This window comes from Amycolatopsis sp. N2S4-7 (genome assembly GCF_058119595.1).
Genome location: NZ_CP172299.1, coordinates 10,234,765 through 10,257,743 on the forward strand (window position 1 = coordinate 10,234,765; position 22,979 = coordinate 10,257,743).

Annotated in this window: 16 protein-coding genes; 9 read left to right on the top strand and 7 right to left on the bottom strand. The window is 74.1% G+C overall.

Translation table 11 applies throughout. The annotated features are described in order from the left end of the window. The first annotated feature begins 9 nt into the window (after positions 1-9). From ACH54P_RS48410 to ACH54P_RS48425, 4 genes are read left to right on the top strand one after another with little or no spacing between them, the layout of a single operon-like run. Positions 10-843, top strand: coding sequence for an alpha/beta hydrolase (locus ACH54P_RS48410; RefSeq protein ID WP_489910065.1), 834 nt, complete (start codon positions 10-12; stop codon positions 841-843). Then, positions 840-2,267 carry a serine hydrolase domain-containing protein gene (locus ACH54P_RS48415; protein WP_489910066.1) on the top strand — a complete coding sequence of 476 codons (1,428 nt, stop codon included), beginning with the start codon at positions 840-842 and terminating at the stop codon, positions 2,265-2,267. Before ACH54P_RS48410 ends, ACH54P_RS48415 begins: the two co-directional genes overlap by 4 nt. Before the next feature lies 1 nt (position 2,268). Continuing rightward, complete coding sequence (locus ACH54P_RS48420) at positions 2,269-3,198, top strand: threonine ammonia-lyase (protein ID WP_489910067.1); 930 nt, start codon at positions 2,269-2,271, stop codon at positions 3,196-3,198. After that, the gene (locus tag ACH54P_RS48425; protein ID WP_489910068.1) at positions 3,195-4,175 is read left to right on the top strand and encodes a proline racemase family protein; all 981 of its coding nucleotides are present in this window, start codon (positions 3,195-3,197) and stop codon (positions 4,173-4,175) included. Before ACH54P_RS48420 ends, ACH54P_RS48425 begins: the two co-directional genes overlap by 4 nt. 20 nt (positions 4,176-4,195) lie before the next feature. On the opposite strand, the gene ACH54P_RS48430 is transcribed toward ACH54P_RS48425, so the two are convergent. The 3 genes from ACH54P_RS48430 to ACH54P_RS48440 form a co-directional block, all read right to left on the bottom strand. After that, positions 4,196-5,083: a MurR/RpiR family transcriptional regulator gene (locus ACH54P_RS48430; RefSeq protein ID WP_489910069.1), complete on the bottom strand. Its 888-nt coding sequence runs from the start codon at positions 5,081-5,083 to the stop codon at positions 4,196-4,198. Positions 5,084-5,147: 64 nt separating this feature from the next. After that, positions 5,148-6,713, bottom strand: coding sequence for a right-handed parallel beta-helix repeat-containing protein (locus ACH54P_RS48435; protein ID WP_489910070.1), 1,566 nt, complete (start codon positions 6,711-6,713; stop codon positions 5,148-5,150). A gap of 507 nt (positions 6,714-7,220) precedes the next feature. Then, the gene (locus tag ACH54P_RS48440) at positions 7,221-7,655 is read right to left on the bottom strand and encodes a hypothetical protein (RefSeq protein WP_489910071.1); all 435 of its coding nucleotides are present in this window, start codon (positions 7,653-7,655) and stop codon (positions 7,221-7,223) included. A 174-nt stretch (positions 7,656-7,829) separates the two neighbouring features. Here ACH54P_RS48440 and ACH54P_RS48445 point away from each other — a divergent pair, with 174 nt between their 5' ends. The 3 genes from ACH54P_RS48445 (at position 7,830) to ACH54P_RS48455 (ending at position 11,869) form a co-directional block, all read left to right on the top strand. Continuing rightward, positions 7,830-9,338: an MFS transporter gene (locus tag ACH54P_RS48445; RefSeq protein WP_489910072.1), complete on the top strand. Its 1,509-nt coding sequence runs from the start codon at positions 7,830-7,832 to the stop codon at positions 9,336-9,338. A gap of 137 nt (positions 9,339-9,475) precedes the next feature. After that, a complete protein-coding gene (locus tag ACH54P_RS48450; protein ID WP_489910073.1) occupies positions 9,476-10,570 on the top strand; it encodes a T6SS phospholipase effector Tle1-like catalytic domain-containing protein in 1,095 nt (364 codons plus the stop codon). 51 nt (positions 10,571-10,621) lie between these two features. Further along, positions 10,622-11,869, top strand: a complete 1,248-nt coding sequence (locus ACH54P_RS48455; protein ID WP_489910074.1) for an NAD(P)/FAD-dependent oxidoreductase — start codon at positions 10,622-10,624, stop codon at positions 11,867-11,869. 6 nt (positions 11,870-11,875) lie between these two features. Here ACH54P_RS48455 and ligA read toward each other — a convergent pair whose 3' ends face one another. Beyond that, positions 11,876-13,867 (bottom strand): NAD-dependent DNA ligase LigA, encoded by a 1,992-nt coding sequence (ligA, locus tag ACH54P_RS48460; protein ID WP_489910075.1) that lies wholly within the window; start codon positions 13,865-13,867, stop codon positions 11,876-11,878. A 193-nt stretch (positions 13,868-14,060) separates the two neighbouring features. Here ligA and ACH54P_RS48465 point away from each other — a divergent pair, with 193 nt between their 5' ends. Both ACH54P_RS48465 and ACH54P_RS48470 read left to right on the top strand, forming a co-directional pair. Further along, the gene (locus ACH54P_RS48465; protein WP_489910076.1) at positions 14,061-16,118 is read left to right on the top strand and encodes a rhamnogalacturonan lyase; all 2,058 of its coding nucleotides are present in this window, start codon (positions 14,061-14,063) and stop codon (positions 16,116-16,118) included. 32 nt (positions 16,119-16,150) lie between these two features. Next, positions 16,151-18,421, top strand: coding sequence for a cellulase family glycosylhydrolase (locus ACH54P_RS48470; protein ID WP_489910077.1), 2,271 nt, complete (start codon positions 16,151-16,153; stop codon positions 18,419-18,421). A gap of 43 nt (positions 18,422-18,464) precedes the next feature. Here the strand turns inward: ACH54P_RS48470 and ACH54P_RS48475 are convergent, their stop codons facing one another. The 3 genes from ACH54P_RS48475 to ACH54P_RS48485 all read right to left on the bottom strand — a co-directional run bounded on the left by ACH54P_RS48475 (position 18,465) and on the right by ACH54P_RS48485 (position 22,462). After that, positions 18,465-19,505 (bottom strand): LacI family DNA-binding transcriptional regulator, encoded by a 1,041-nt coding sequence (locus ACH54P_RS48475; protein ID WP_489910078.1) that lies wholly within the window; start codon positions 19,503-19,505, stop codon positions 18,465-18,467. A gap of 134 nt (positions 19,506-19,639) precedes the next feature. Then, the gene (locus tag ACH54P_RS48480) at positions 19,640-20,968 is read right to left on the bottom strand and encodes a serine/threonine-protein kinase (protein WP_489910079.1); all 1,329 of its coding nucleotides are present in this window, start codon (positions 20,966-20,968) and stop codon (positions 19,640-19,642) included. A gap of 129 nt (positions 20,969-21,097) precedes the next feature. Continuing rightward, positions 21,098-22,462: a serine/threonine-protein kinase gene (locus ACH54P_RS48485; RefSeq protein WP_489910080.1), complete on the bottom strand. Its 1,365-nt coding sequence runs from the start codon at positions 22,460-22,462 to the stop codon at positions 21,098-21,100. Between the last annotated feature and the right edge of the window lie 517 nt (positions 22,463-22,979).

The window sequence follows — 22,979 nt, forward strand, 5'->3', positions numbered from 1 at the left end:
CACCGCTCCATGACCGACCTCGCCTCCGAACGCGCCCACTTCGTCGGCGGCACGCCGTTCTTCGCGTCGCAGCACGACCAGCGCCTGTTCTACGCGCTGTACGTGCCCAAGGACCACACGCCCGACGCCGAACCGCTGCCGCTCGTGGTCGTCCAGCACGGCACCGGGCGGTCGGCCGAGCTCTACCGCGACCGCTGGAAGGGGTTCGCGATCGAGCACCGGTGCGTGATCCTCACCCCGCTGTTCCCGGCGGGCCTGATGGAACCGGGTGAGCTGCACAGCTTCAAGTTCCTGGAGTACCGCGGGCTGCGCTTCGACGAGGAGCTGCTGCACATCGCCGACGAGGCCGCCGCCGCGTTCAACGCGCGCGCCGACCGGTTCTACCTGCACGGCTTCTCCGGCGGCGGGCAGTTCGCGCACCGGTTCTTCTACGCGCACCCGGACCGCCTCGCCGGCGTGTCGATCGGCGCGCCGGGCCGGATCACCCAGCTCGACGAGAACCTGCCGTGGTGGCTGGGCACCGGCGGCTTCGAGGAACGGTTCGGCATCCGGATCGACCTCGACGCCCTGCGCGCGGTCCCGGTGCAGATGGTGGTCGGCGCCGACGACGTCGAATCCTGGGAGATCAACAACCCCGGCGGGCCCAACTGGATGGACGGCGTCGAGGCGACCGGCAGCACGCGGGTGGCGCGGCTGGAAACGCTGCGCGACAACTTCCTCGCCAACGGGATCCCGGTGCGCTGGGACGTCGTGCCGGGGGTCGCGCACCAGGGCACCGGGGTGGTCCCCGTGGTGCAGGACTTCCTCGGCGGGCTGCTGGCCGCGTCCCGGAGCGCGCGGTGAGCGGCCCGGTCGCGTCCCTTTTGGACACTCTCGCCGGGCGCGGCATGCGCGTGCACTCGCTCCTCGTGCACCGGCACGGCGAGCTGCTGCTCGACCTGTGGCAGTGGCCGCACGAACCGGAGCTGAAGCACAAGCTGCACTCGGCCACCAAGAGCTTCACCGCCACCGCCGTCGGGTTCGCCGAGGCCGAGGGGCTGCTCGACCTCGAAGACCCGGTCGTGGACTTCTTCCGCGGGCGCCTGCCGGAGCCCCCGGGCGAAAACCTGAGCCGGATGCGCGTGCGGGACCTGCTGACCATGCGGACCGGGCACGCGCGCGGGCTCTCCGGCGCGACGACCCGCCTGCGCCGGACCGGCTGGGCCGGCGAGTTCCTGGAAGAGCCCGTCGTCGACCGCCCCGGCCGCGGCTTCCGGTACAGCAGCACGACGAGCCACGTCCTGTCGGCGATCGTGCAGGAGGTCGCGGGCGAGCCGGTCGGCGAATACCTGCGGCCCCGCCTGTTCGAGCCGCTCGGCATCACCGGCTACGAGTGGGAGCGCGATCCGGACGGCGTTTCCAGTGGTGGCAACGGGTTGTCGCTGCGCCCGCGGGATCTCCTGGCGTTCGGCGTCCTGCACCTGCAGGACGGCGTCTGGGCGGGGGAGCGGCTGCTGCCCGCCGGGTGGGTGCAGAAGGCGTCCGCGCTGCACGTGCGGCGGGCGGTGAGCGGGGAGTGGAACGGCAAGGAGCTCGTCCCGCCCGGCCCGGACGCCGTCGCGGACTCCGGGTACGGCTACCAGTTCTGGGTGAGCGAGGACGGCGTCTACACCGCGTCCGGTCTCTTCGGGCAGGAGTGCATGGTGTTCCCCGACCAGGGCGGCGTCGTCGTGGTCACCGGCGCGATGCCGGATCCGGAGTACCACGACCTGCCCCGCCTGCTGCGCGAGGCCTTCCGGCGGGCGTTCGCCGAAGACACCTTCGAAGCGCTCGAGCCGTGGGTCGCGCGGGCCCGCGAACCCGAACGGCTCGAGTCCGCTGTGGACGGTCCGGAGCTGCGCCGTACCTACGACTTCGGGCCGAACGAGCAGGGCGTCCGCTCGCTGTCGGTGACGGCGGACGCCGGGGGCGTGCGGCTCGGCATCGAAGACGACCGGGGGACGCACACCGTCGAGCACGGGCTCGGGACGTGGGCGCGGCAGCACACGGGCGTCAGCGCGTGGCGGCTGCACCACTCCTACCAGGAGGACGCGGCGCCGGTCCTGGCCGGCGCCCGCTGGGCCGCGCCCGGCGTGCTGGACCTGACCTGGCACTTCCTGGAAGGGCCGTTCATCGACCGCCTGACCCTGCGCTTCGAGGGGGACGAGGTCGTCCTCGAACACAGCGTGAACTGCAACTCGGGTCCCACCGTCCTCCCGCTCGCCCGGGGCACCGCGCGGAGGAGCTGACATGACCGCCTTCGCGCTCGACGCGGCCTGGGACGTGGTGGCCCGGCACCTGGCGCCGACCCCGCTCATCCCGTTCCACCAGTCCGGCCTCGGCGTGCCCGTGTACCTGAAGTACGACGGAGCTCAGCCGATCGGGGCGTTCAAGCTCCGCGGGGCGATCGCCGCGCTGGCGGCCTACCGCGAGCCGGTCGTCACCGCGTCGGTGGGCAACCACGCGCTCGGGATCGCCTACGCGGCCCGGCTGCTGGGGGTCGAGGCGACGGTCGTCGTCCCCGAGACCGCCGCCGAGGTCAAGGTCCGCGCGCTGCGGGAGTACCCGATCGACCTGGGGGTGGCGGGGGAGGACTTCGACGCCGCCGAGCGGCACGCCCTCGCGCTGGCCGGCGCGGGACGGCGGTACGTGTCCGCGTACAACGACCCCCACGTCATCGCGGGGCAGGCCACGCTCGTCACCGAGGTCGCGGCCGCGCTGCCGGACGACTTCACCGCCGTCGTCCCGGCCGGCGGCGGCGGCCTGCTGGCCGGGGTGGCGCTGGGCGCGCGCCGCGCGGCGCAGGAGATCCGCGTCGTCGGCGTGGAAGCCGAAGCGTGCCGCGCGCTGTCCACGGCGGTGGCCGCGGGACGCGTGGTGCCCGTGGCGATGGGCGAGACGATCGCGGACGGGCTCACCGGCAACCTCGAGCCCGGGTCGATCACGCCGGGTATCGTCCGGGAGTGCGGGGTCCGCATGGTCGTGGTGCCGGAGCCGTCGATCCGCCGGTCCGTCCGCGAGCTCGTGACCACCGCCGGCCTCGTGGCCGAAGGGGCCTCGGCGGCGACGCTCGCCGCCCTGCGCGACGGCCTCGTGCCCGTGGACCGGCCCGTGGTGCTGGTCGTCTCCGGCCGGAACATCGACCCCGGGCTGCTGGCCGCCATCCTGGGAGAGCGATGATCACCACGACCGACTACCACACGGCCGGCGAGCCGTTCCGGATCGTCACGTCGGGAGCGCCCGAAATCGCGGGAGCGACCGTGCTCGAGCGCCGGGCCGCGGCCCAGGCGTCGGCCGAGATCGACGGCGTCCGGCAGCTGCTGGTGCGGGAACCGCGCGGGCACGCCGACATGTACGGGTGCTTCCTCGTCCCGCCGGACGACGACGGCGCCGAGTTCGGCGTCCTGTTCTGGCACCAGGACGGCTACTCGACGGCGTGCGGGCACGGCACGATCGCGCTCGGCGCCTGGGCGGTGCGCACCGGCCGCGTGCCCGCCGCGCCCGACGGCGTCACCGAGGTGGTCATGGACGTCCCGTCCGGCCGCGTGACCGCGGCGGTGACCTGCGCCGGCGGCGTCGTGCGGCGGGTGGCGTTCCGGAACGTGGACTCCTTTGTCATGGGCCGCGACGTCGAGGCCGGCCCGGTCCGCGCCGACATCAGCTTCGGCGGGGCGATCTACGCGTCGGTCCCGGCTTCGGCGGTCGGCTTGGCGGTGCGGCCGGAGCACTGTCCGGCGCTCATCGCGGCCGGCCGGGAGATCAAGGCGGCGCTGACCGCGACCCCCTGGGCGGAGCACGCCGGGGACAGCCGCCTGAGCGGCATCTACGGCACGATCTTCTACGACAACCTCGGGGACACCGCCGACGGGCCGCACCAGCGGAGTGTCACGGTCTTCGCCGACGGCCAGGTCGACCGGTCGCCGTGCGGCTCCGGGACCTCGGCGCGGCTGGCGTTGCTGGCCGCCGACGGGCGGCTGCCCGCCGGGGCCGTGCTGACCCACGACTCGATCATCGGGACCCGGTTCACCGGCCGGGTCGTCGGGGCCGGGGCGGGGTCGGTGGCGACCGAGATCGAAGGCACGGCGTACGAAACCGGCCGGAGCAGCTTCAGCCTCGACCCGGACGACGAGCTGGGACGGGGTTTCGTGCTGCGATGACCACGTTGTGACGACTCGCCTCAGCCGGGCCGCGACCGGAGATCACGCGGGGCGAGCCGGTCCCGCAGGCTGGCCAGCAGCTCCGTGTTCGCCGACACCGCTGCCGGGTCGCGCTTCGCGATCGCCAGCAGCAGGCAGTCCAGCACGAGTGTCGTGCTGAGGCCCTCCTGCGTGAGGCCCGTCGGGGAATGCACCGCCGTCAGCGTCACGTCGGCCACACTGTCCAAAGTGGCGCCCAGGGAGTCGGTCAGCAGGAGGACCCCCGCGCCGGCCGCGCGGGCGTGGCGGGCCGCCGTGGTCATGTCCGGCAGGAGGCGGACCGGGGCGTTGAGCACGAAGACGTCGCCGGCCTCCAGGGGGAGCAGCTCGTCGGCGAGCCGGAAGCCGGTCGCCGAGGTGCTGCGGGCGCGGCGGCCGAGGCGCTGCAGCCGGGTCGCCAGGTAGCGCATCGGCAGCTCCGAGACCCCGAGGCCGTACCCGACCACTTCCCGCGCCCCCGCGAGCAGGTCGACCGCCGCCGTGAACGCCGGTTCCGCCAGCAGCCGCCGGGTTTCGGTGAGGCGGTCCACCGATTCGGCGAGCAGCTGGTCGAGCTGGGCGGCGGTGTCGTCGCCGGCCTCCTCGACCCGGTGCCGCAGCCGCGTCGCCGGGGTGTCGGAGACGACCTGCCGGCCGACCGCGCGCTTGAGCTCGGGCAGTCCCGAATAGCCGAGCGACTTGACCGTGCGGACGACGGTCGCGTCGCTGGTGCCGCTCAGCGCGCCCAGCTCCCCGGCCGTCGACAGCACGATCATCCCCGGGTGCTTCCACAGGTACTCCGCGACGCGCCGCTCGGCGGCCGACAGGGCGCCGATGCGCTGCCCGATCCGCTCGGCCAGCGCATCCTGCCCTTCTTCTTCGCCGCTCACGCCGGAAGCGTACCGAGACCGCGGCCGGCGCCGTCGTCATCTCCGCACCCGGGCGCGTCGTGCGCTACGGCGTCACGGCGCTGCCGCCGAAGGTCACCACGAGCCGGCCGTCCGAGGCGAACGACCACCGCAGCGCGCCGGCGTACGAGGAGCACCGAGACCCGTTCGAGCCGGACCAGAACTGGTTCGAGCTGTCGCTGGAGCCGACGATCTTGTCGTTCGACCCGCCGCCGGCGAACCGGCACGAGGTGTCGTTGCGGAACACCGAGGTGCCGGTGTCGAAGGAGAAGTTGCGTTCGGCGTTGTCGATGCCGACGTTGTCCGAGATCGTCATCGTGCCGGGGTTGCTGTTGTAGGTGAACCCGTGGTGGCCGTTGCGGTAGGCGATGTCGCGGCGCACGATGTGGTTGACCGCGATCTTGTCGCCGCCGAGCTTGTAGCCGTTGCGGTCGCCGTTCTCGTTCACCGTGCCGTCGCTGAGGGTGCCGTTGCTGTAGGCGAGCGAGTCCTCGATGGTGACCGGGCCGATCGGGCCGGTGTCGGTCTTGGTGTAGAGGTCCCAGCCGTCGTCGATGTTGTGGTGGGAGACGTCGTAGCGGAAGACGTTGCCGGGGCCGGCGGTCAGCTTCGCGGCGAAGCCGTCGGCGTCCTCGCCGTCGGAGTCGGCGTTGTCGTGCGATTCGGAGCTGACGACCAGGTTGTTGGACGGCCACTGGTCCTTCGGCGTGTCCGAGGCCATCCGCGAGATCTGCAGGCCGGAGTCGCGGTTGAAGCGGGTCACCGTGCGTTCGATGACGTTGTTGCTGCCGCCGACGAAGATCCCGTTGTCCCCGGCGCGTTCGACGACGAGACCGGAGACGGTCCAGTACGACCCGTTCAGGGCGAGGCCGCGGTTGGCCGGGTCCTCCGCCATGGCCGAGAAGTTCAGCACGGGGGTCTCGCCGGGGTAGGCCGAGAGCGTCTTGCGGGCGCCGGAGGTGCCGCTGTTGCCCGGCGGGACGGTGACCGTCTGGGCGTAGCTGTAGGTGCCGCCGCGCAGGGAGATCGTGCCGCCGGCGGTGACGCGGGTGAGCGCCGAGGTCAGGGTGGTCGGATCCGCCAGGGTGCCGGCGGCGCCGTCCTTGCCGCCGGGGGAGACGTAGAGGGTGGCGCCCGCCTGGGTGTCCCCGCCGGTGAGGTCGGCGTAGTCGATGTTGGGCAGGCCGGCCGACGTGGTCGGCGTGAGGCGGATGGTGCTGCTGCCGGAGGGCAGCGCGAGGGTGAGGGTCTGCGACGCCCACGTCGACCACGCGCCGGTCGCCGGGAACGACACCGACTGCGTCTTGGTGCCGTTCACCAGGACGTCGGCGGCCCGGGCGCTCGTGGTGCCGTTGGCGAACCGGACCACGATGGTCGCGCTGCCCGCGGCGGGCGCGGTGACGGTGAACTGGGCGTAGGCGCCGACGGTGTTGTCGGCGTTGCAGAACCCGGCCCCGGAGTAGCCGGCCCAGTTCGTGTCGACGGTGCCGCTGCAGACGGCGGGCGCCGCCTCGGCCTCGAACCGCGTGGTCGCGGCGGCGGCGGGATCAGGTGCCGCCAAGGCGGCCATCGTGACCACGGCCGCGCTCACCGCGAGCGGCTTCACTCCCATGGTGGTTCCTCCTTTGCGGGCTGGAGAAGCATCTGATGCCGGCTGGGTGTTGCTTGCGGGCCCGTCGGGGGATGGGAGCGCTCTCAGCTCGACGTCGCGACGGTAGCACCGCAGGGGTGGGCCGCAGTGTGGGCCAAGCGGGTACTCGCGGATGAAAACGCTTTCATTGGGCGGAGATGGCGACTTGCGGGCCTTGCGGGGGCGGCGGTGGCGGTGTAGGAAAGCGCTTTCTGCGGGGGTAGCGAGCTGGGCGAGGGTGGGCTTCGTCCACAGTGGATCGCGGGGCTCGCGGCTGGGCGGAAACCGGACACGAGGATCAGCCGAGCGGTGCCCGCGGTCCGTGATGCGGCCGGGCCGGACGAGCGGTACCCGCGCCCCATCGGCGCGATGGGGAGCGGTACCCGCGCCCCATCGGCGCGATGGCGGTCTGGTTCGGGAGCCTGCCGGGGCGGGAGGTTCGCCCACGCCCCACCCGCGCGATCGCGACCAGGGCCGGGAAGGGCTGGGCTACCGCCGGCAGGGGCCGAAGTACAGGCACTCGATCAGCGCCCTCGGGTCGAGGGCGCGCGCTCGTGGCTCCAGCGTGTCCAGCAGCGGTGCGATCCGGTCCAGGTCGACTCCGCCCGTCGCCGTGAACGGGACGATCCGCTCGGCCGTGTCGTGGTCCGCGCAGCCGCTGCCGTGGAGGTTGCCCGCCGGGAGGAGGGCGAACACCTCTTTGCCGTCGTTGTCGTACGTGAAGTAGCTCTGCAGCCTGGCCGGGGTGGCGTCGGCGACCTGGTTCACCCGGCGGCCGCCGTAGGTGGGTGGGTAGTGCCAGCCCGCGTGCGGGTCTTCGGTGAACCTCGCCTCGGCGGGATCGGTGCTGCCGTCCAGCTCCCAGCCCCGTGCGGTCAGGAACTCGTGCACGCCCAGCCGGCGGGCGAGGAGCAGGTCGGTCATCCGGGGTCCCTTCCCAAAGCGGCGGTCCACTCACGCTCAGTGTCGCCCCCACCCGTCCGCCACGACCGGGTGACCCCCGTCCGAAAGGCAGGAACCGAGACACTGACCCGTCCGTGAGTCTCGGAACGCGGAAGTAGCGTCGGAAGCCCCGGTGCCGGACGAGGAGCGAGGTGGATGCGAGCACGCTCTGCTCACGCCGTGCCCGCGACCGGCCGCCGGGCGTGGACGGTCGGCGTCATGTGCACGGCGGTCGGCCTGGTGATCGCGATGGTGACGATCGCCAACGCCGCCTTGCCCGCGCTGGCCGCCGATACCGGCGCCAGCCAGGCCGAGCAGACCTGGATCGTCGACGGCTACACCCTGGTGCTGGCGGCCCTCGTGCTGCCGGCCGGGGCGCTGGGGGACCGGTACGGGCGCCGCGGCGTGCTCGTCGCGGGCCTGGTGGTGTTCGCCGCCGGGTGCGCCGCGCCGGTGTTCCTCGCGACGCCGGCGTGGCTGGTCGTGGCCAGGGCCGTCACCGGGCTCGGCGCGGCGATGATCATGCCCGCCACCCTGTCGATCATCAACGCGAGCTTCCCGCCGGAGCGCCGCGGGCGCGCCATCGGGATCTGGGCGGCCGTGGCCGGCCTCGGCGGGCTCGGCGGGCTGGTGCTCGCCGGGGTGCTGCTGCGGCACTTCTCGTGGCATTCGGTGTTCCTCGCGCCGGCGGTGCTGGCCGTGCTCCTGGTGGCCGCGAGCCTGACCGCGCCGACCTCGCGCGACGAGCGGCCGCAGGCGTTCGACACCGTGGGCGCCGTCCTCGGCGCCGGGGCGATCGGGGCCGGGGTGTTCGGCGTCCTGCGCGTCGCCGACCTCGGCTGGGGTGACGGCGTGGTGCTCGGTGCCCTCGCGGCCGGGCTGGTGCTGGCCGCGCTGTTCGTGGTCTGCGAGCTGCGGCGCGAATTCCCGCTGCTGGACGTGCGCCTGTTCCGCAACGCCGCCTTCGCGACCGGCTCCGTGTCGGTGACCGTCCAGTTCACCGCGGCGTTCGGCATGTTCTACGCGCTCGCCCAGTACCTGCAGCTCGTCCAGGGGTATTCGGCGCTGGACTCGGGGCTGGCGCTGTGGCCCGTGGCCGTGTCGCTGTTCCCGCTGTCGCTGGCGTCGGCGCCGCTGGTCCGCCGGTTCGGGCTCCCGGTGGTGACGTGCGGCGGGCTCCTGGTCGTCGTCGCCGGGATGGTGCTGATCGGCCGGCTCGGCGCGGACAGCGGCTACCCCGCGCTGGCGATCGCCGTGTGCGTGCTGGGCGCCGGGATCGGCGTGACCGCGCCGGCCGCGACGAGCGCGATCCTCGACAACGTGCCCCCGGCGCAGTACGGCGTGGCTTCGGCGGTCAACGACGCGACCCGCGAAGTCGGGGCGGCCCTGGGGATCGCGCTCGTGGGCAGCGTGCTTTCGGCCGCCTACACGGATTCGGTCCGCCCGGCGACGGCGCTGCTCCCGCCGGCCGCCCGGGACGCCGCCGACGGTTCGCTCGCGGGCGCACTGGCCGTGGCCGCCCGGTCGGGCCCGGCGGCCGGGCCGCTGGCGGCGGCCGCGCGCGACGCCTTCACGCACGGCATGGGGATCAGCATGCTGGCCCTGGCCGGGGTCGTGCTGGCCGGCGTCCTCGCCGCCGCGGTGCTGGGACGCCGGCTACGGTGACGTCCCCGGCCGTTGCCCCGTTCCGGTGTACTGGTTGCCCCATTAGGGTGTCGTGTCGGGTGGGGCGGTAACCGGACGAGCGCTCCTGCGACCCACGGACAGCGGGGCGGTGTGGGCTCCGTGCGGGGAGGGACAGCATGAAGCGCCTGGTGATCTGCTGCGACGGCACGTGGAACACGCCCGACCAGACGAGCGGGGGCCAGCCGTGCCCCACGAACGTCACGAAACTCGCGCTCGCGGTCGCCGAAGACGACGGTGGCGGCACCGCCCAGCGCCTCTACTACCACCGCGGGGTGGGGTCCTACGGCCGGCCGAGGCTGCGCGGGGGCGCGTTCGGTGTCGGGCTGTCCCAGGACGTGCGCCGGGCCTACCGGTTCATCGTGGACAACTACGAGCCCGGCGACGAGATCTTCCTCTTCGGCTTCAGCCGGGGCGCCTTCACCGTCCGCAGCCTGGCGGGCCTGGTCAACAACGCGGGGGTGCTGCGGGCCGAGCACGCGGACCGGCTCGACGACGCCTACACGCTCTACCGCGCCAGGGCCGTCAAACCCCGTGACATCGAATCCGAGCTGTTCCGGCGCTCCTACAGCCACGAGACGACGGCGTTCCACACCCGCATCCGGTTCATCGGCGTCTGGGACACCGTGGGCGCACTGGGCATCCCCACGATCGGGCCGAAGTTCCTGACGAACTGGGTCAACCGCCGGTTCGCCTTCCACGACACCGAACTCAGCAAGCGGGTCGACGCGGCCGTGCACGCGCTCGCGATCGACGAGAAGCGCCGCGCCTTCAGGCCGACGCTGTGGTCGCGGCGCGACGACGCCGACGGCCAGTGGATCGAGCAGGTGTGGTTCGCGGGCGTGCACTCCGACGTCGGCGGCGGCTACCCGGACGCTTCGCTGGCCGACGTCACGCTCGGCTGGCTCGCCGGGCGCGCGCAGAAGTACGGCCTGGCGCTGCGGCCCGGCGCCTTCACCGAGGCGGGCGGCTGGGGCGTCTCCGGGTCGATCCTCCCGGCCGTCGGGCCCGACCCGCTCGGGCCGGCGCACGAGTCCCGGAAGGGCGTGTACCGGATGCAGCGGCGGCTGAACCGCCTGGAGGACGACTACGGGACGGCGAAGGGCGTGTCCGTCGCGTCGACCGCCGTCCGGCGCCACGACGAGGACGACACCTACCGGCCCCCGGGCTTCACCGCCTTCCTGGACGGAAATCCGACCAGCGAAATCGGGTGAGGTTGACCGCGGGCGCACCGGGCACCCTCCGGCCGACGGAGGGAGATCACCGTGGCCGGAGAAACCGGGGTCGTCGTCGTGGGCGGCGGGCTGGCGGGGTTGAGCGCCGCGGTGCGGCTGCGCCGGTCCGGCGTGGCGGCCACCGTGCTGGAGGCCGGTGACGACGTCGGCGGCCGGGTGCGCACCGACGTCGTCGACGGGTTCCGGCTGGACCGGGGCTTCCAGGTCCTGCTGCCCGCGTACCCGGCGCTGAAGCGGCTGGTGGACGTCGCGGCGCTGCGGCCGCGGCCGTTCACCCGCGGCACGATCGCGATGACCGGCACCGGCCGCCGCTGGCTCGCCGGGCCGTGGCACGGCCTGCCCGCCGCGCTCGGGGTCGCCGGGTTCGCGGCCGGCCGGCCCGGGGACAGCGTGCGGATGGCGGCGCTGGCGGTGCGGGACGTCCTGGCGCCGGACGCCACCGTCCGCGCCGACAGCGGGCGCAGCACCGCCGAGGAGCTGCGCCGCCGGGGGCTGAGCGCCGCCACGGTCGAGCAGGTGCTGCGGCCGTTCCTCGCCGGGGTGTTCCTCGACCCGGCGCTGCAGACCTCGGCCCGGATGTTCCACCTGATCTGGCGCAGCTTCCTGCGCGGCGGCGGTGCCCTGCCGGCCGAGGGCATGCAGGCCCTGCCGCGGCAGCTGGCCGCCGCGCTGCCGCCGGGCGCGGTCCGCACCGGCGTCGAGGCCGTCGAGGTCACCGCGGAGGGCGTGCGCACGAGCACCGGCGAGCGGGTGCCCGCGCGGGCCGTGGTCGTGGCGACCGACGGCGACACCGCCTCGCGGCTGCTGCCCGGCGTCGAGGCGCCGGGCTGGCACGCGGTCACCACGTTCTACTACCGCACCCGCGTGTCCCCGCTGAGCTCGCCGACGCTGCTGGTCGACGGCCTGGACGACCTGCTGATCAACACGGCCGTGCTCAGCGAGGTCGCCCCGGGCTACGCGCCGGCGGGGGAGGCGCTGATCGCGGCTTCGGTGCCCGACCGCGCCGACCCCGGTCTCGAGGGGCGGGTGCGGCAGCGGCTGGCCCCGCTGTACCGCACCGACACCCGTGGCTGGGACCTGCTGGCCACCTACGCGGTGCCGCGGGCGTTGCCGGTCTTCGGGCCGGGCGCGCCGCTGCGGCGTCCGGTGCGGGTGGGGCCGGGCCGGTACGTCTGCGGTGATCACCGGGACACCCCGTCGGTCCAGGGCGCGCTCGTTTCCGGCGAGCGGGCGGCCGAGGCCGTCCTGGCCGACCTCGGCCGGCACGCAGCCGGATAGGACGCCCTACACGATCCCCGCCGAGATCAGCTGCTCCCAGATCACCCCCTGGTCGACGACCTCGACGCCGAACTTCTCGGCCTTGGTCAGCTTGGCCGCGCCGACGTCGGCGCCCGTGATGAGCATGTCGGTGCTCGCCGAGACCGAGGACGCCGCCGTCGCGCCCGATTTCTCGCACAGCCGCTGGAACGTCGGGCGGGGGACCTTCTCCCCGGAGCGGGGGTCGCTGATCGAGCCGGTGATCACCACCGTCTTGCCCGCCAGGGGCGCGCCGGCCGCGACGACCGGGGGAAGGTCTTCTTCGCGCACGTCCAGGGAGACGCCGGCCTCGCGCAGCCGCTCCAGTTCGGGGCGCAGCCGGGTGAGGTGCTCGATCAGCGAAGCCGCCACCTTCGGCCCGATGTCCTCCACGGCCACGAGCCCGTCGACGCCCGCGTCGGCGACCTCTTCCAGCGAGCCGAACCCGGCCCGGCACAGCCGCGCGGCGGTGCCTTCGGAGGCCATCGGGATCGCCAGCCCGATCAGCGCCCGGCGCAGGCCCACCGCCCGGCTCGCGTCGATCGACTCGATCATGCGCGCGGCCGAGACCTCGCCGATGCGGTCGAACTCCAGCAGCCGCTCCTTGGTCAGCCGGTAGAAGTCCGACGGGTGCTCCAGGATCCCCGCCTCGGCCAGCCGCTCGATCCACACGCCGCCGATGGCGTCGATGTCCGCCGCCGCGCGCGACGCCCAGTGGATCAGCCGGCGCACGGTCTGCGCGGGGCAGGAGACGTTGGTGCAGAACAGTTCGCGGCTGTTGCCCTGCTCGGTCAGCGGCTGCGCGCACGACGGGCACGTGCTGGGCGGCACGATCTCCCGCTCCGCGCCGGTGCGCTTCGACGCGTCGAGCACCCCGGCGACGAACGGGATCACGTCGCCGGCGCGGCGCACCAGCACCGTGTCGCCGATCTTGATGCCGCGGGCGCGGATGACCTCCTGGTTGGCCAGCGTCGCGCGGGTGACCGTCGTGCCGCCCACGAACACCGGTTCCAGCCAGGCGACCGGGGCGATCTTGCCGGTCTTGCCGACGTCCCAGACGACGTCGGCCAGCACCGTGGTCTTCTCCTCGGCGGCGAACTTGAACGCCAGCGCGCCGCGGGGCGAGTTCGACCGGGTGCCGGCGGCGGCGTAGGCGTCGCGGTCGGCCAGCCGCAGCACGGCGCCGTCGAGGTCGTAGTCCAGGTCGTTGCGCTGCTCCTCGATCTCCCCGATCACGGCCTGTGCGGCGGCCGCGTCGGCGCAGCGCCGCATGTCGGCGGCGGTGAACCCGAGGGTGTGCAGCGCGCTGCCCAGGTCGGTCTCCGCGCTGTCGGGGTCGGTGTCCAGGTCGAAGGCGAAGAACCGCAGCCGCCGCTCGGCGACGGTCGCGGGGTCCTTGGCCCGCAGCGTGCCGGCGGCGGCGTTGCGCGGGTTGATCAGCGGCTTGTCCGGGTGCGCGGTGTTGTACGCGGCGAAGGTGGAGCGCAGCATGACCGCCTCGCCGCGGACCTCGACGCGGCCCGGCGCCTCGACGACGTCCGGGATCCCGTCGGTCAGGGCCCGCACGAGCACGGTGACGTCGTCGCCGGTCGTCCCGTCGCCCCGGGTGATCGCCCTGGCCAGGCGGCCGTTCTCGTACACGACGGCCAGGGACAGCCCGTCGAGCTTCGGCATGACCACGACCGGCTGGCCGGGGAAGCGGTCGAAGAACGCCGCGACCTGCTCGGGCCGGGTCGCCTTCTCCAGCGACAGCATCGGCCGCGAGTGCCGGATCGGCGCGTGCAGCACCGCGGGCGCGCCCACCTGCTCGAGGGGGTTCGGGTCCGGGGCCAGCTCGGGGTTCGCCTCGATCAGGCCGCGCAGCTCGTCCTCGATCGCGTCGTACTCCGCGTCCGCCACCACCGGCGAACCCCGGTAGTAGGCGTCACGCAGCACGACGATCCGGTCGGCGAGTTCTTGGATGCGTTCCTGAGCGTTCACGGTCGGAGACGTTACCGGGGGACACCGACAAAACGCCCCCGCGCCCGGCACGCGGCCGGCGCGTTTTCAGCGTTTTCTCGCCCGAATGGGGGTTGGCCCCCGCGGCGGCGCCGGGCTCTCATAGTGGGAGCGCTCCCAGTCCGAAGGCCGACAGGAGAACCCACTGCCGGAGACCCCGATGTGAGGAGCGTTGATGCGTACACCCGCTTTCAGGCGGCGGCTCGTCGTGGCCGCCACCGGCGTGCTGGCCGCGGCCCTGCTGCCCGGCACGGCGGCAGGCTCGCCGGACCCCGGGTCCGCGCCCGCCGCCGGCTCCGCGGCGGTCACTGGGCCCGCGGCGGCCGCTGGCTCCGCGGCGGCCGCTGGCTCCGCTGGCTCCGCGGCGGCCGCTGGTCCCGCGGTGCCGGCCGCGGCGGTCACCGGCTCCGCGGCGGCCGCTGGTCCCGCGGCGCCGGCCGCGGCGGTCACCGGCTCCGCGGCGGACGCCGGCTCCGCGCCGAATGCGGCGGCGCGCCCGGCCCCGCCGCGGCCCGACCGGCTGAACCGCGGCGTGGTGAGCGTCCCCACCGCGGACGGCAACCGGGTGAGCTGGCGGCTGCTGGCCGACGACCCGGCCGGGGTCGCGTTCGCCCTCTACCGCGACGGCACCGAGGTGGCGCGGACCGTGCCCGGCGGGCCGACGAGCCACCTGGACCGGGGCGCCCCGGCGCGCGCCCGCTACACCGTGCGGGCCGTGGTCGGGGGCGTCGAGCAGCCGGCCGCGTTCGCCGCGGAGGATTCGCTGACGCTCGACGGCGTCGCCGGCGTCGCCGCGAGCACCCGGGACGTGCCGATCCAGCCGCCCGCCGGCGGCACGGCACCGGACGGCGTCGCCTACACCTACAGCGCGAACGACGCCAGCGTCGGCGACCTCGACGGTGACGGCCAGTACGAGATCGTGCTGAAGTGGGACCCGAGCAACGCCCACGACAACTCGCAGTCCGGCTACACCGGCGACGTCTACCTCGACGCCTACGAGCTGGACGGCACCCGGTTGTGGCGGATCGACCTGGGCCGCAACATCCGGGCGGGCGCGCACTACACGCAGTTCCAGGTCTTCGACTACGACGGCGACGGCCGGGCCGAGGTCGCCGTCAAGACCGCGGACGGCACGCGGTCCGGCACCGGGCAGGTCATCGGCAGCGCGAGCGCCGACCACCGCAACTCCAGCGGTTACGTCCTTTCCGGCCCGGAGTTCCTGACGGTGTTCGACGGCCGGACCGGGGCCGTGCGGTCCACGGTGAACTACGACCCGCCGCGCGGGACCGTCTCGTCGTGGGGCGACAGCTACGGCAACCGGGTCGACCGGTTCCTGGCCGGCACCGCCTACCTGGACGGGACGCACCCGAGCCTGATCGTGTCCCGCGGCTACTACACGCGCACGGTGGTCGTGGCGTGGGACTTCACCGGCGGCGTGCTCACCGAGCGGTGGAAGTTCGATTCGAACACGGCCGGCTCGCAGTACACCGGCCAGGGCAACCACCAGCTGGCGGTCGCCGACGTGGACCGGGACGGCCGGGACGAGATCGTCTTCGGGGCCATGGCGATCGACGACAACGGCGCTCCACTGTGGAACACCCGCAACGGCCACGGCGACACGCTGCACGTCGGCGACCTGATCCCGGCCCGGGCCGGGCTCGAGGTGTTCAAGGTCGACGAGGACAAGACCAAGCCGGCGGCCTGGATGGCGGACGCGCGCACCGGGCAGATCATCTGGCAGAACGCGTCCTGCGGCTGCGACAACGGGCGCGGGGTGTCCGACGACATCTACGCCGGCAGCCCCGGCGCCGAGTCGTGGTCGTCCGCGGTGGACGGGCTGCTCGACACCGGCGGCCGGAACATCGGCCGCAAGCCGTCGTCGACGAACTTCGTCATCTGGTGGGACGGCGACGCCCAGCGCGAACTGCTCGACGGCACCCACATCGACAAGTACGGCACCGGCGGCGACACCCGGCTGCTCACCGCGTCCGGCGTGCACGCCAACAACAGCACCAAGAGCACGCCGTCGCTGCAGGCCGACCTGTTCGGCGACTGGCGCGAGGAGGTCATCTGGCCGACGTCGGACAACCGGGCGCTGAGGATCTACTCGAGCACCGACGCGACCGGCATCTCCCACGTCTCGCTGATGCAGGACCGGCAGTACCGCGAAGCCGTCGCCTGGCAGAACACCGCGTACAACCAGCCTCCCCACGCCGGTTTCGCGACGCCCTGACCGCTCACCCCGTTCTCCTCCCGGAGGTTGGTATGACCTGGCGACTTCTCCGCGCTATCGTGGCCGGCCTGCTGCTGGCCGCCTGCGCGGTCGTGACCCCGGCCCCGGCCGGCGCCGCGGCCGCGCCCACCCGGATCATGGCGCTGGGCGACTCCATCACGGGGTCACCCGGCTGCTGGCGGGCCCTGCTGTGGAAACACCTGCAGGACACCGGCCACGCGGGAGTCGACTTCGTCGGCACGCTGCCCGCCCAGGGCTGTGGCTTCACCTACGACGGCGAAAACGAGGGCCACGGCGGATTCCTGGCGACCGGGATCGCCCGGGACAACCAGCTGCCCGGCTGGCTGGCCCCGACGCGGCCCGACATCGTCCTGATGCACCTGGGCACCAACGACGTGTGGAACGGCGTCCCGGCGAGCACGATCCTCGACGCCTACACGACGCTGCTCGGCCAGATGCGGGCCGCCAACCCGGCCACGAAGCTGCTCGTCGCCCGGATCATCCCGATGAACCCGGCCGACTGCGCCGCCTGCGCGCAGCGGGTGGTCGAGCTGAACGCCGCCATCCCCGGCTGGGCGCAGGCGCACACCACGGCCGCGTCCCCGATCACCGTGGTCGACCAGTGGACCGGGTTCGACACCGCGGCGGACACCACCGACGGCGTGCACCCCACCGGTTCCACCGGGATCCAGAAGATCGAAAGCCGGTGGTACCCCGCGCTGGTCGCGGCGCTGGGCCCGGCCGCACCGGCCGCGGCGGGGCTGCACGTCGACGGCACCCGGGTCGTCGAGGCGAACGGCGCCGCGTTCGTGATGCGCGGGGTCAACCACGCGCACGTCTGGTACCCCACCCGGACCGGCGCGTTCGCGGACATCAAGTCCTTCGGGGCCAACACCGTCCGGGTCGTGCTCGGCAGCGGGCAGCGGTGGGGACCCACGCCGGCGGCCGAGGTCACGACCGTCATCGGCCTGTGCAAGCAGAACCGGCTGATTTGCGTGCTGGAAGCCCACGACACGACCGGGTTCGGCGAGCAGAGCGGTGCCGCGAGCCTGGACCAGGCGGCCAGCTACTGGATCAGCGTCGCGAACGCGTTGAAGGGCCAGGAAAACTACGTCGTGATCAACCTGGGCAACGAGCCCTTCGGCAACGACCAGCAGGTGAGCGCGACCTGGGCGAGCGCGACGAGCGGCGCGATCGCCCGGCTGCGCGCGGCCGGGCTGCAGCACCTGCTGATGGCCGACGCCCCGATGTGGGGCCAGGACTGGCAGAACATCATGCGCGCCGACGCGGCTTCGGTGTTCGGCGCCGACCCGCAGCACAACACGGTGTTCTCCATCCACATGTACGGCGTCTACGACACGGCGGCCGAGATCAACGCCTACTTCGACGCGTTCCGGACCGCCGGGCTGCCGCTGGTGGTCGGCGAGTTCGGCAACCGGCACACCGACGGCGACCCCGACGAGGACACGATCATGGCCCAGGCGCAGGCCCGTGGCCTCGGCTACCTCGGCTGGTCGTGGAGCGGCAACAGCAGCGACGTCGCCTACCTCGACATGACGAACGGCTTCGACCCCGCGAACCTGACCGCGTGGGGCGAGCGGTTCCTCAACGGTCCCAACGGGGTCCGGCAGACGTCGAAGGAAGCCACCGTCTACGGGGGAGGCGGCGGGGACACCCAGGCGCCGTCCACGCCGGGCACCCCGGTCGTCTCGGCCGTGACCGCGAGCAGCGCCACGCTGACGTGGACGGCGTCGACCGACAATGTCGGCGTTTCCGGCTACGACGTCCTGCGGGCCCCCGGGGCGAGCGGAGGCACGTTTGCCGTGGTCGGCTCGGCGGGGACGACCACCTTCACCGACAGCGGACTGGCCGCGTCGAACACGTACCGCTACCAGGTGCGGGCGAAGGACGCCGCGGGGAACACCTCGGCCGTCTCCGGGATCGCGACGGCGACGACGAGCGCGGGCGGCGGGACCGGGGCGTGCCGGGTCGCCTACTCCGCGCCGGGCTGGGGCGGGGGCAACGGGTTCACCGCGAACGTGACCGTCACGAACACCGGCACGAGCGCGATCACCGGCTGGACGCTGGCGTTCGGCTACCCGGCGGGCCAGCGGGTGACCCCGCCCGGCTGGGGCGCCACGGTCACCCAGTCCGGCACCGGGGTCACCGCCACGAACCTGGCGTGGAACGGCACCCTGGCGCCGAACGCGTCGGCCGGCTTCGGCTTCAACGGCACGTACACCGGCTCCAACCCGGCACCGGCTTCGTTCACCCTCAACGGAAGCCCGTGCACGACCGGCTGATCACCCCCGGACCGCCGGGCCGCCGGGTGCGGCGCCCGGCGTGTCAGGCGGCGGGGGCGACCGCGGTGCTGTCGCCGGTGACGAGGCTCGGGGTGAGTGACTCCGGTCCGGCGGCCGGGAGCCCGTCGAGCTGGCGCACGGCCCGGTCGACGGCCAGTGCGCCCAGTTCGCGGGCCGGGACCACGACCGCGGTGGGGCGGGTCCGCTGGCGCCCCGCCACGGTTTCCGAGCACACCGCCACCACCGAAACGTCTTCCGGGACCCGGAACCCGCGGTGCCGCAGGGTGCTCGTCACCACGGGGAGCGCGGTTTCGTCCTGGACGACCAGCGCCGTCGGGCCGCCCGGGGTGAGGAGCCCGTCGAGGCACGAGGTGACGTCGTCGGCCGAGGGGCCGCACGGGCGGGAGAGGGCACGGACGCCCCGCCGGGCGGCGGTCGCCCGGAAGCCCTCGAGGAAGCCGTTCAGGGCGGGCCGGCGGTCGGGCGACGGGTGGAGGAGGGCGACCGAGCGGTGGCCGAGGTCGGCGAGGTGCGTGACGCACTCCTGCCCGGCCGGGGCGAAGTCGAGGCTCAGGCAGCCCAGCCCGTGGTGCGGGCCGGGCGTGCCGACCAGCACCGCCGGCCGTCCCGACGCGAGCAGGACGGGCACGCGGGGGTCGTCGTCATCGGCGTCCAGCACGATCACGGCGTCGGCCAGCGCGGCCGACGTCACCCCGTGCAGGCCGGACGTGCCGTCGTCCTGGGTGACCAGGAGGACGTGGAAGCCGAGGTCCCGGGCGGCGCCCGCGGCCGCGTGGAAGAACTCCATCTCCGCGCCCAGGTGCCGGTCGCCGGGCAGCCGGACGGCCACCGCCAGCACGCCGATGCGCTGCGCGGCGGGGGAGCCGCCGCGGCGCCGGTAGCCCAGCGCGCGGATGCTCTCCTCGACGCGGCGTCTCGTCGCGAGCGAGATCTTCCGCTTCCCGGTGAGGACGTAGGACACCGTGCTCGCCGAGACCCCGGCCGCGTTCGCCACGTCGGTGATCGTCGCCGCGACGGGGCCGGCTCCGGCCGGTCCGTCCGCCGCGTCGCGGAAGTTCGTCATCGTCGAGGACTTTCTCGGGACCCATTGTCCGGTCGTTGTCCGGCTGGGAGTTAGCGCTAACATAAATCAACGAAGGCCGACCATAGTGCGCGCCGATCCCGCTGGTCAAGAAACCTTCGTCGGGTCGGGAACGGTCATTCCGCGGGCCGGCAGTCGGTCACCGGCAGGCCGGGGTCGCCGGTGCGGGAGAGCGCGACGAAGCCGAACGTCGTGGATTCGCCGGGCGCCAGCGCGGAATTCCACTCGGCGCTCGCGACAACCGAGGTGGGGCCGGTCCGCACCAGACCGCCGTTCCACAGGTCGTCGATGCTGGTCCCGGCCGGGGTCGCCCAGCCGACCGTCCACCCCGAGAGCGCGGTGCTCCCGCTGTTGCGGACGGTCACGAGGGTCTGGAAGCCGCCGTTCCAGGACTTCACCACCTGGTAGCGCGCGGCGCAGGTGGCGGGCCCGGCGCCGGAGGTGAACGTGGTCGTGGACGGCGCCGAGGCGAGCTGGGCCGGCGCGCTCGCGGACCGCCGGTGGGGCGGGAGCGACGTCGCCGCCACGATCGCGGCGGCGGTCAGCACCAGGACGGACCCGGCGAGCACCACGCGGGAGCGCCGGGCGCGGGCCGGCGGCGCGGGCGGCTCCGGACGGCCGGCCGGGGACGGCTCGGCGCACCGGGCGAACAGCCGTTCGGCCTCGGCCATCGTGGGGCGCGCGGCCGGATCCCGGTCCAGCAGCCGGAGGACGACGTCGGTGACCGCGCCCGCGGTCCGGGGCGGGACGGGCTCGGCGCGGGCGATGCGCTTGAGGAGCGCGAGCTGGTTTTCGCCGGTGCCGAACGGCGGCCGCCCTTCCAGCGCCGTGTACAGGGTCGCGCCGAGCGAGTAGACGTCGGACGGGAAGCCGGGCTCGGCGCCGTCCGCGACTTCGGGGGAGAGGTAGGCCGGCGTGCCGACGACGAGCCCGCGTCCGGTGGCGGTGCCCTCCCCGTGCGCGTGGGCCACCCCGAAGTCGGTGATCCGCGCCGATCCGTCCGTGGTGACGAGGACGTTGTTGGGGCTGATGTCGCGGTGCAGGATGCCCTCGGCGTGCGCCGCGGCCAGCGCCGAGGCGAGCTGGGCGCCGAGTTCGGCCACGTGCTCCGGCGCCGCCGGGCCCTGCTCTTCGAGGAGCTCGGTCAGCGTCCGGGAGGGCAGGTACTCCATCGCGATGTACGACGCGGACCCGTGCTCGACGACGTCGTACACCACGACCACGTGGGGGTGGCGCAGCCGGGCGGCCACGCGGGCTTCCCGGATCGTCCGGGTCCGCGTGCGCTCCGCCGCCGTCGCGTCCGCGGGCGAGTCCGGGAAGAGCCGCTTGACGGCGACCAGGCGGTCGAGCCGTTCGTCCATCGCCCGCCAGACGGTCCCCATCGCGCCGTGGCCGGCCCGCCCGAGCACGCGGTAACGGCCGGCGATCACTGCCGGTTCCTCCACGAGTCCATCCCCCTCCGCTGGTGCCGACGTCACCGGGCACACGGCCGATTCGGCGGCGGAGTTCGGAGATCCGGCGCGATTCACTCGCCTGGGTGGGTTCGCGGCGCGCATTCGACGGTTTCACCGCCCTCAGCCCGGCCGGCAGCCGAGGACCGGGACCGCCGGGTGGGCGGTCGTGACGACCTGGGTCAGCCCGAACGCCGTCGAGGAGTGCGGTTCGACCAGGGCGTTCCAGCCCGCGTCGGTGACGGTCACCGTCGGGCCGGCTACGGCGAGGGTGCCGTTCCAGAGGTCCCGGACGGCGGTCCCGCCGGGCAGCTCCCACGTCACCGTCCAGCCGCCGAGCCGCGTCGGCCGGTCGTTGCGGACGGTCACCCGGGCCTGCGCGCCCCCGGGCCAGGAGTTCGTCACCTCGTAGCGCGCGGTGCAGCCGGCGGGGGCGGGCGCCGCGGGTCGCCGGGTCGGCGCCGGCGCAGGTGACGCGGGTGCGGTGGTGGTGCCGCGCACGGTGTGGTTCGTGGTCACGGTCGTCCGGGGGTGTTCGATCGGCGCCGCGGTGGTCTCCGGCCGGTCGGTGAGGGCGAGGCCGGCCACCACGCTCGCGGCGGTCAACGCTACGGCGGCACCACCCACGGCGACGCGGCGCCGCCGGGACGGCCGCCGCGGCACCTCGGCGGCGGGGCGTTCCACCGCGGCCAGCAGCTCCACCGCCTCCGGCATCGACGGCCGCGCGGCGGGGTCGCGCTCGAGCATCCGCACCAGCACGGCGGCGAGCGGCCCGCCGCGGACCGGCGGCGTGAGCTGGTTCTCGGTGATCCGCCGGAGCAGGGTGATCGGGTTGTCGCCGTCGCCGAACGGTGGCGCGCCTTCCAGGGCCGTGTAGAGCGTGGCGCCGAGTGAGTACACATCGGAGGGCAGGCCGCCCTCGCCGCCGCGCGCGACCTCCGGGGCGAGGTAGGGGAGCGTGCCGACGACGACGCCCGGTTCGGCCGGGTGTTCGCCGAGCGCGCGCGACACCCCGAAGTCGGTGAGCTTGGCGGTGCCGTCGGCGGTGACGAGCACGTTGTCCGGTGTGACGTCCCGGTGCAGGATCCAGTCGGCGTGCGCGGCGGCCAGCGCCGCGCCGACCTGCCGCCCGAGCCGGGCGACCTCGCCCGCCGGCAGCGTGCCCCGGTCGGCGAGGACCTCGGCCAGCGTCCGGGCGGGCACGTACTCCATGACCAGGTACATCGATCCGGCGTCTTCGAAGACGTCGTACACCGTGACCGCGTGCGGGTGCCGCAGCCGGGAAGCCAGCCGGGCCTCGCGGATCGCCCGCTCACAGGCCTCGGCGACCACGGCCGGGTCGGCCGCCCGTTCCCGGAGGAACTGCTTGACCGCCACCGGCCGGTCCAGCCGCTCGTCCCGGGCCTGCCACACCAGGCTCGTCGCCCCGCGGCCGACGCGTTCCAGGAGCCGGTACCGCCCGGTGACGAGCTGTTCCTCGAAAGCCACCCAAACCCCTGCGCCGGTTGACGAACCCCGCACTTCTTAGCAGAAGAACGGGCCGTCGCGGCCATCCGAATCGAACTGTTATCGGCATCGACGGGTTCGATGTCCCCTTTTCCGGGCGCCGGACGGCGAATTCGACGAATTCACCGTCCGGACCCGGACAATGGGTTACCCGGCGGACGTTCCTCGACCCGGGTGCCGGCGGCGCTGATCATTCCGGCAGTTCCCCGACCGGGCGCGCACCCCGGCGTCCCGGCGGCTGCAGGAGAACGTCGCCGGGATGCACTCGCCGGTGGACGTGGTCGGCGGGCGGATCTTCGCCACCGCGGCGACGCCGGCCGACCCCGCCAACGCGGCGCCGAAGGCGGGGCCGTGCGAGCAGGCTCTCGCGTACTTCACGGCACCGGGACCGCCGGCGGCGTCCGGGCGGGGCTGCGCGCCGGCAGGTCGGCGGCACGGTGGCGGTGCGCCCGGCCCTGGTCCGGCGGTACGCGCCGGGCGGGCTTTCCTCCCCTTGCGG

What these genes read in the sequence shown, in the direction of transcription:
- ACH54P_RS48410 (WP_489910065.1), top strand. Translation starts at nt 10, where the DNA reads ATGACCGACCTCGCCTCCGAACGCGCCCACTTCGTCGGCGGCACGCCG.
- ACH54P_RS48420 (WP_489910067.1), top strand. Translation starts at nt 2,269, where the DNA reads ATGACCGCCTTCGCGCTCGACGCGGCCTGGGACGTGGTGGCCCGGCAC.
- ACH54P_RS48425 (WP_489910068.1), top strand. Translation starts at nt 3,195, where the DNA reads ATGATCACCACGACCGACTACCACACGGCCGGCGAGCCGTTCCGGATC.
- ACH54P_RS48435 (WP_489910070.1), bottom strand. Translation starts at nt 6,713, where the DNA reads ATGGGAGTGAAGCCGCTCGCGGTGAGCGCGGCCGTGGTCACGATGGCC.
- ACH54P_RS48440 (WP_489910071.1), bottom strand. Translation starts at nt 7,655, where the DNA reads ATGACCGACCTGCTCCTCGCCCGCCGGCTGGGCGTGCACGAGTTCCTG.
- ACH54P_RS48445 (WP_489910072.1), top strand. Translation starts at nt 7,830, where the DNA reads ATGCGAGCACGCTCTGCTCACGCCGTGCCCGCGACCGGCCGCCGGGCG.
- ACH54P_RS48450 (WP_489910073.1), top strand. Translation starts at nt 9,476, where the DNA reads ATGAAGCGCCTGGTGATCTGCTGCGACGGCACGTGGAACACGCCCGAC.
- ACH54P_RS48465 (WP_489910076.1), top strand. Translation starts at nt 14,061, where the DNA reads ATGCGTACACCCGCTTTCAGGCGGCGGCTCGTCGTGGCCGCCACCGGC.
- ACH54P_RS48470 (WP_489910077.1), top strand. Translation starts at nt 16,151, where the DNA reads ATGACCTGGCGACTTCTCCGCGCTATCGTGGCCGGCCTGCTGCTGGCC.
- ACH54P_RS48475 (WP_489910078.1), bottom strand. Translation starts at nt 19,505, where the DNA reads ATGACGAACTTCCGCGACGCGGCGGACGGACCGGCCGGAGCCGGCCCC.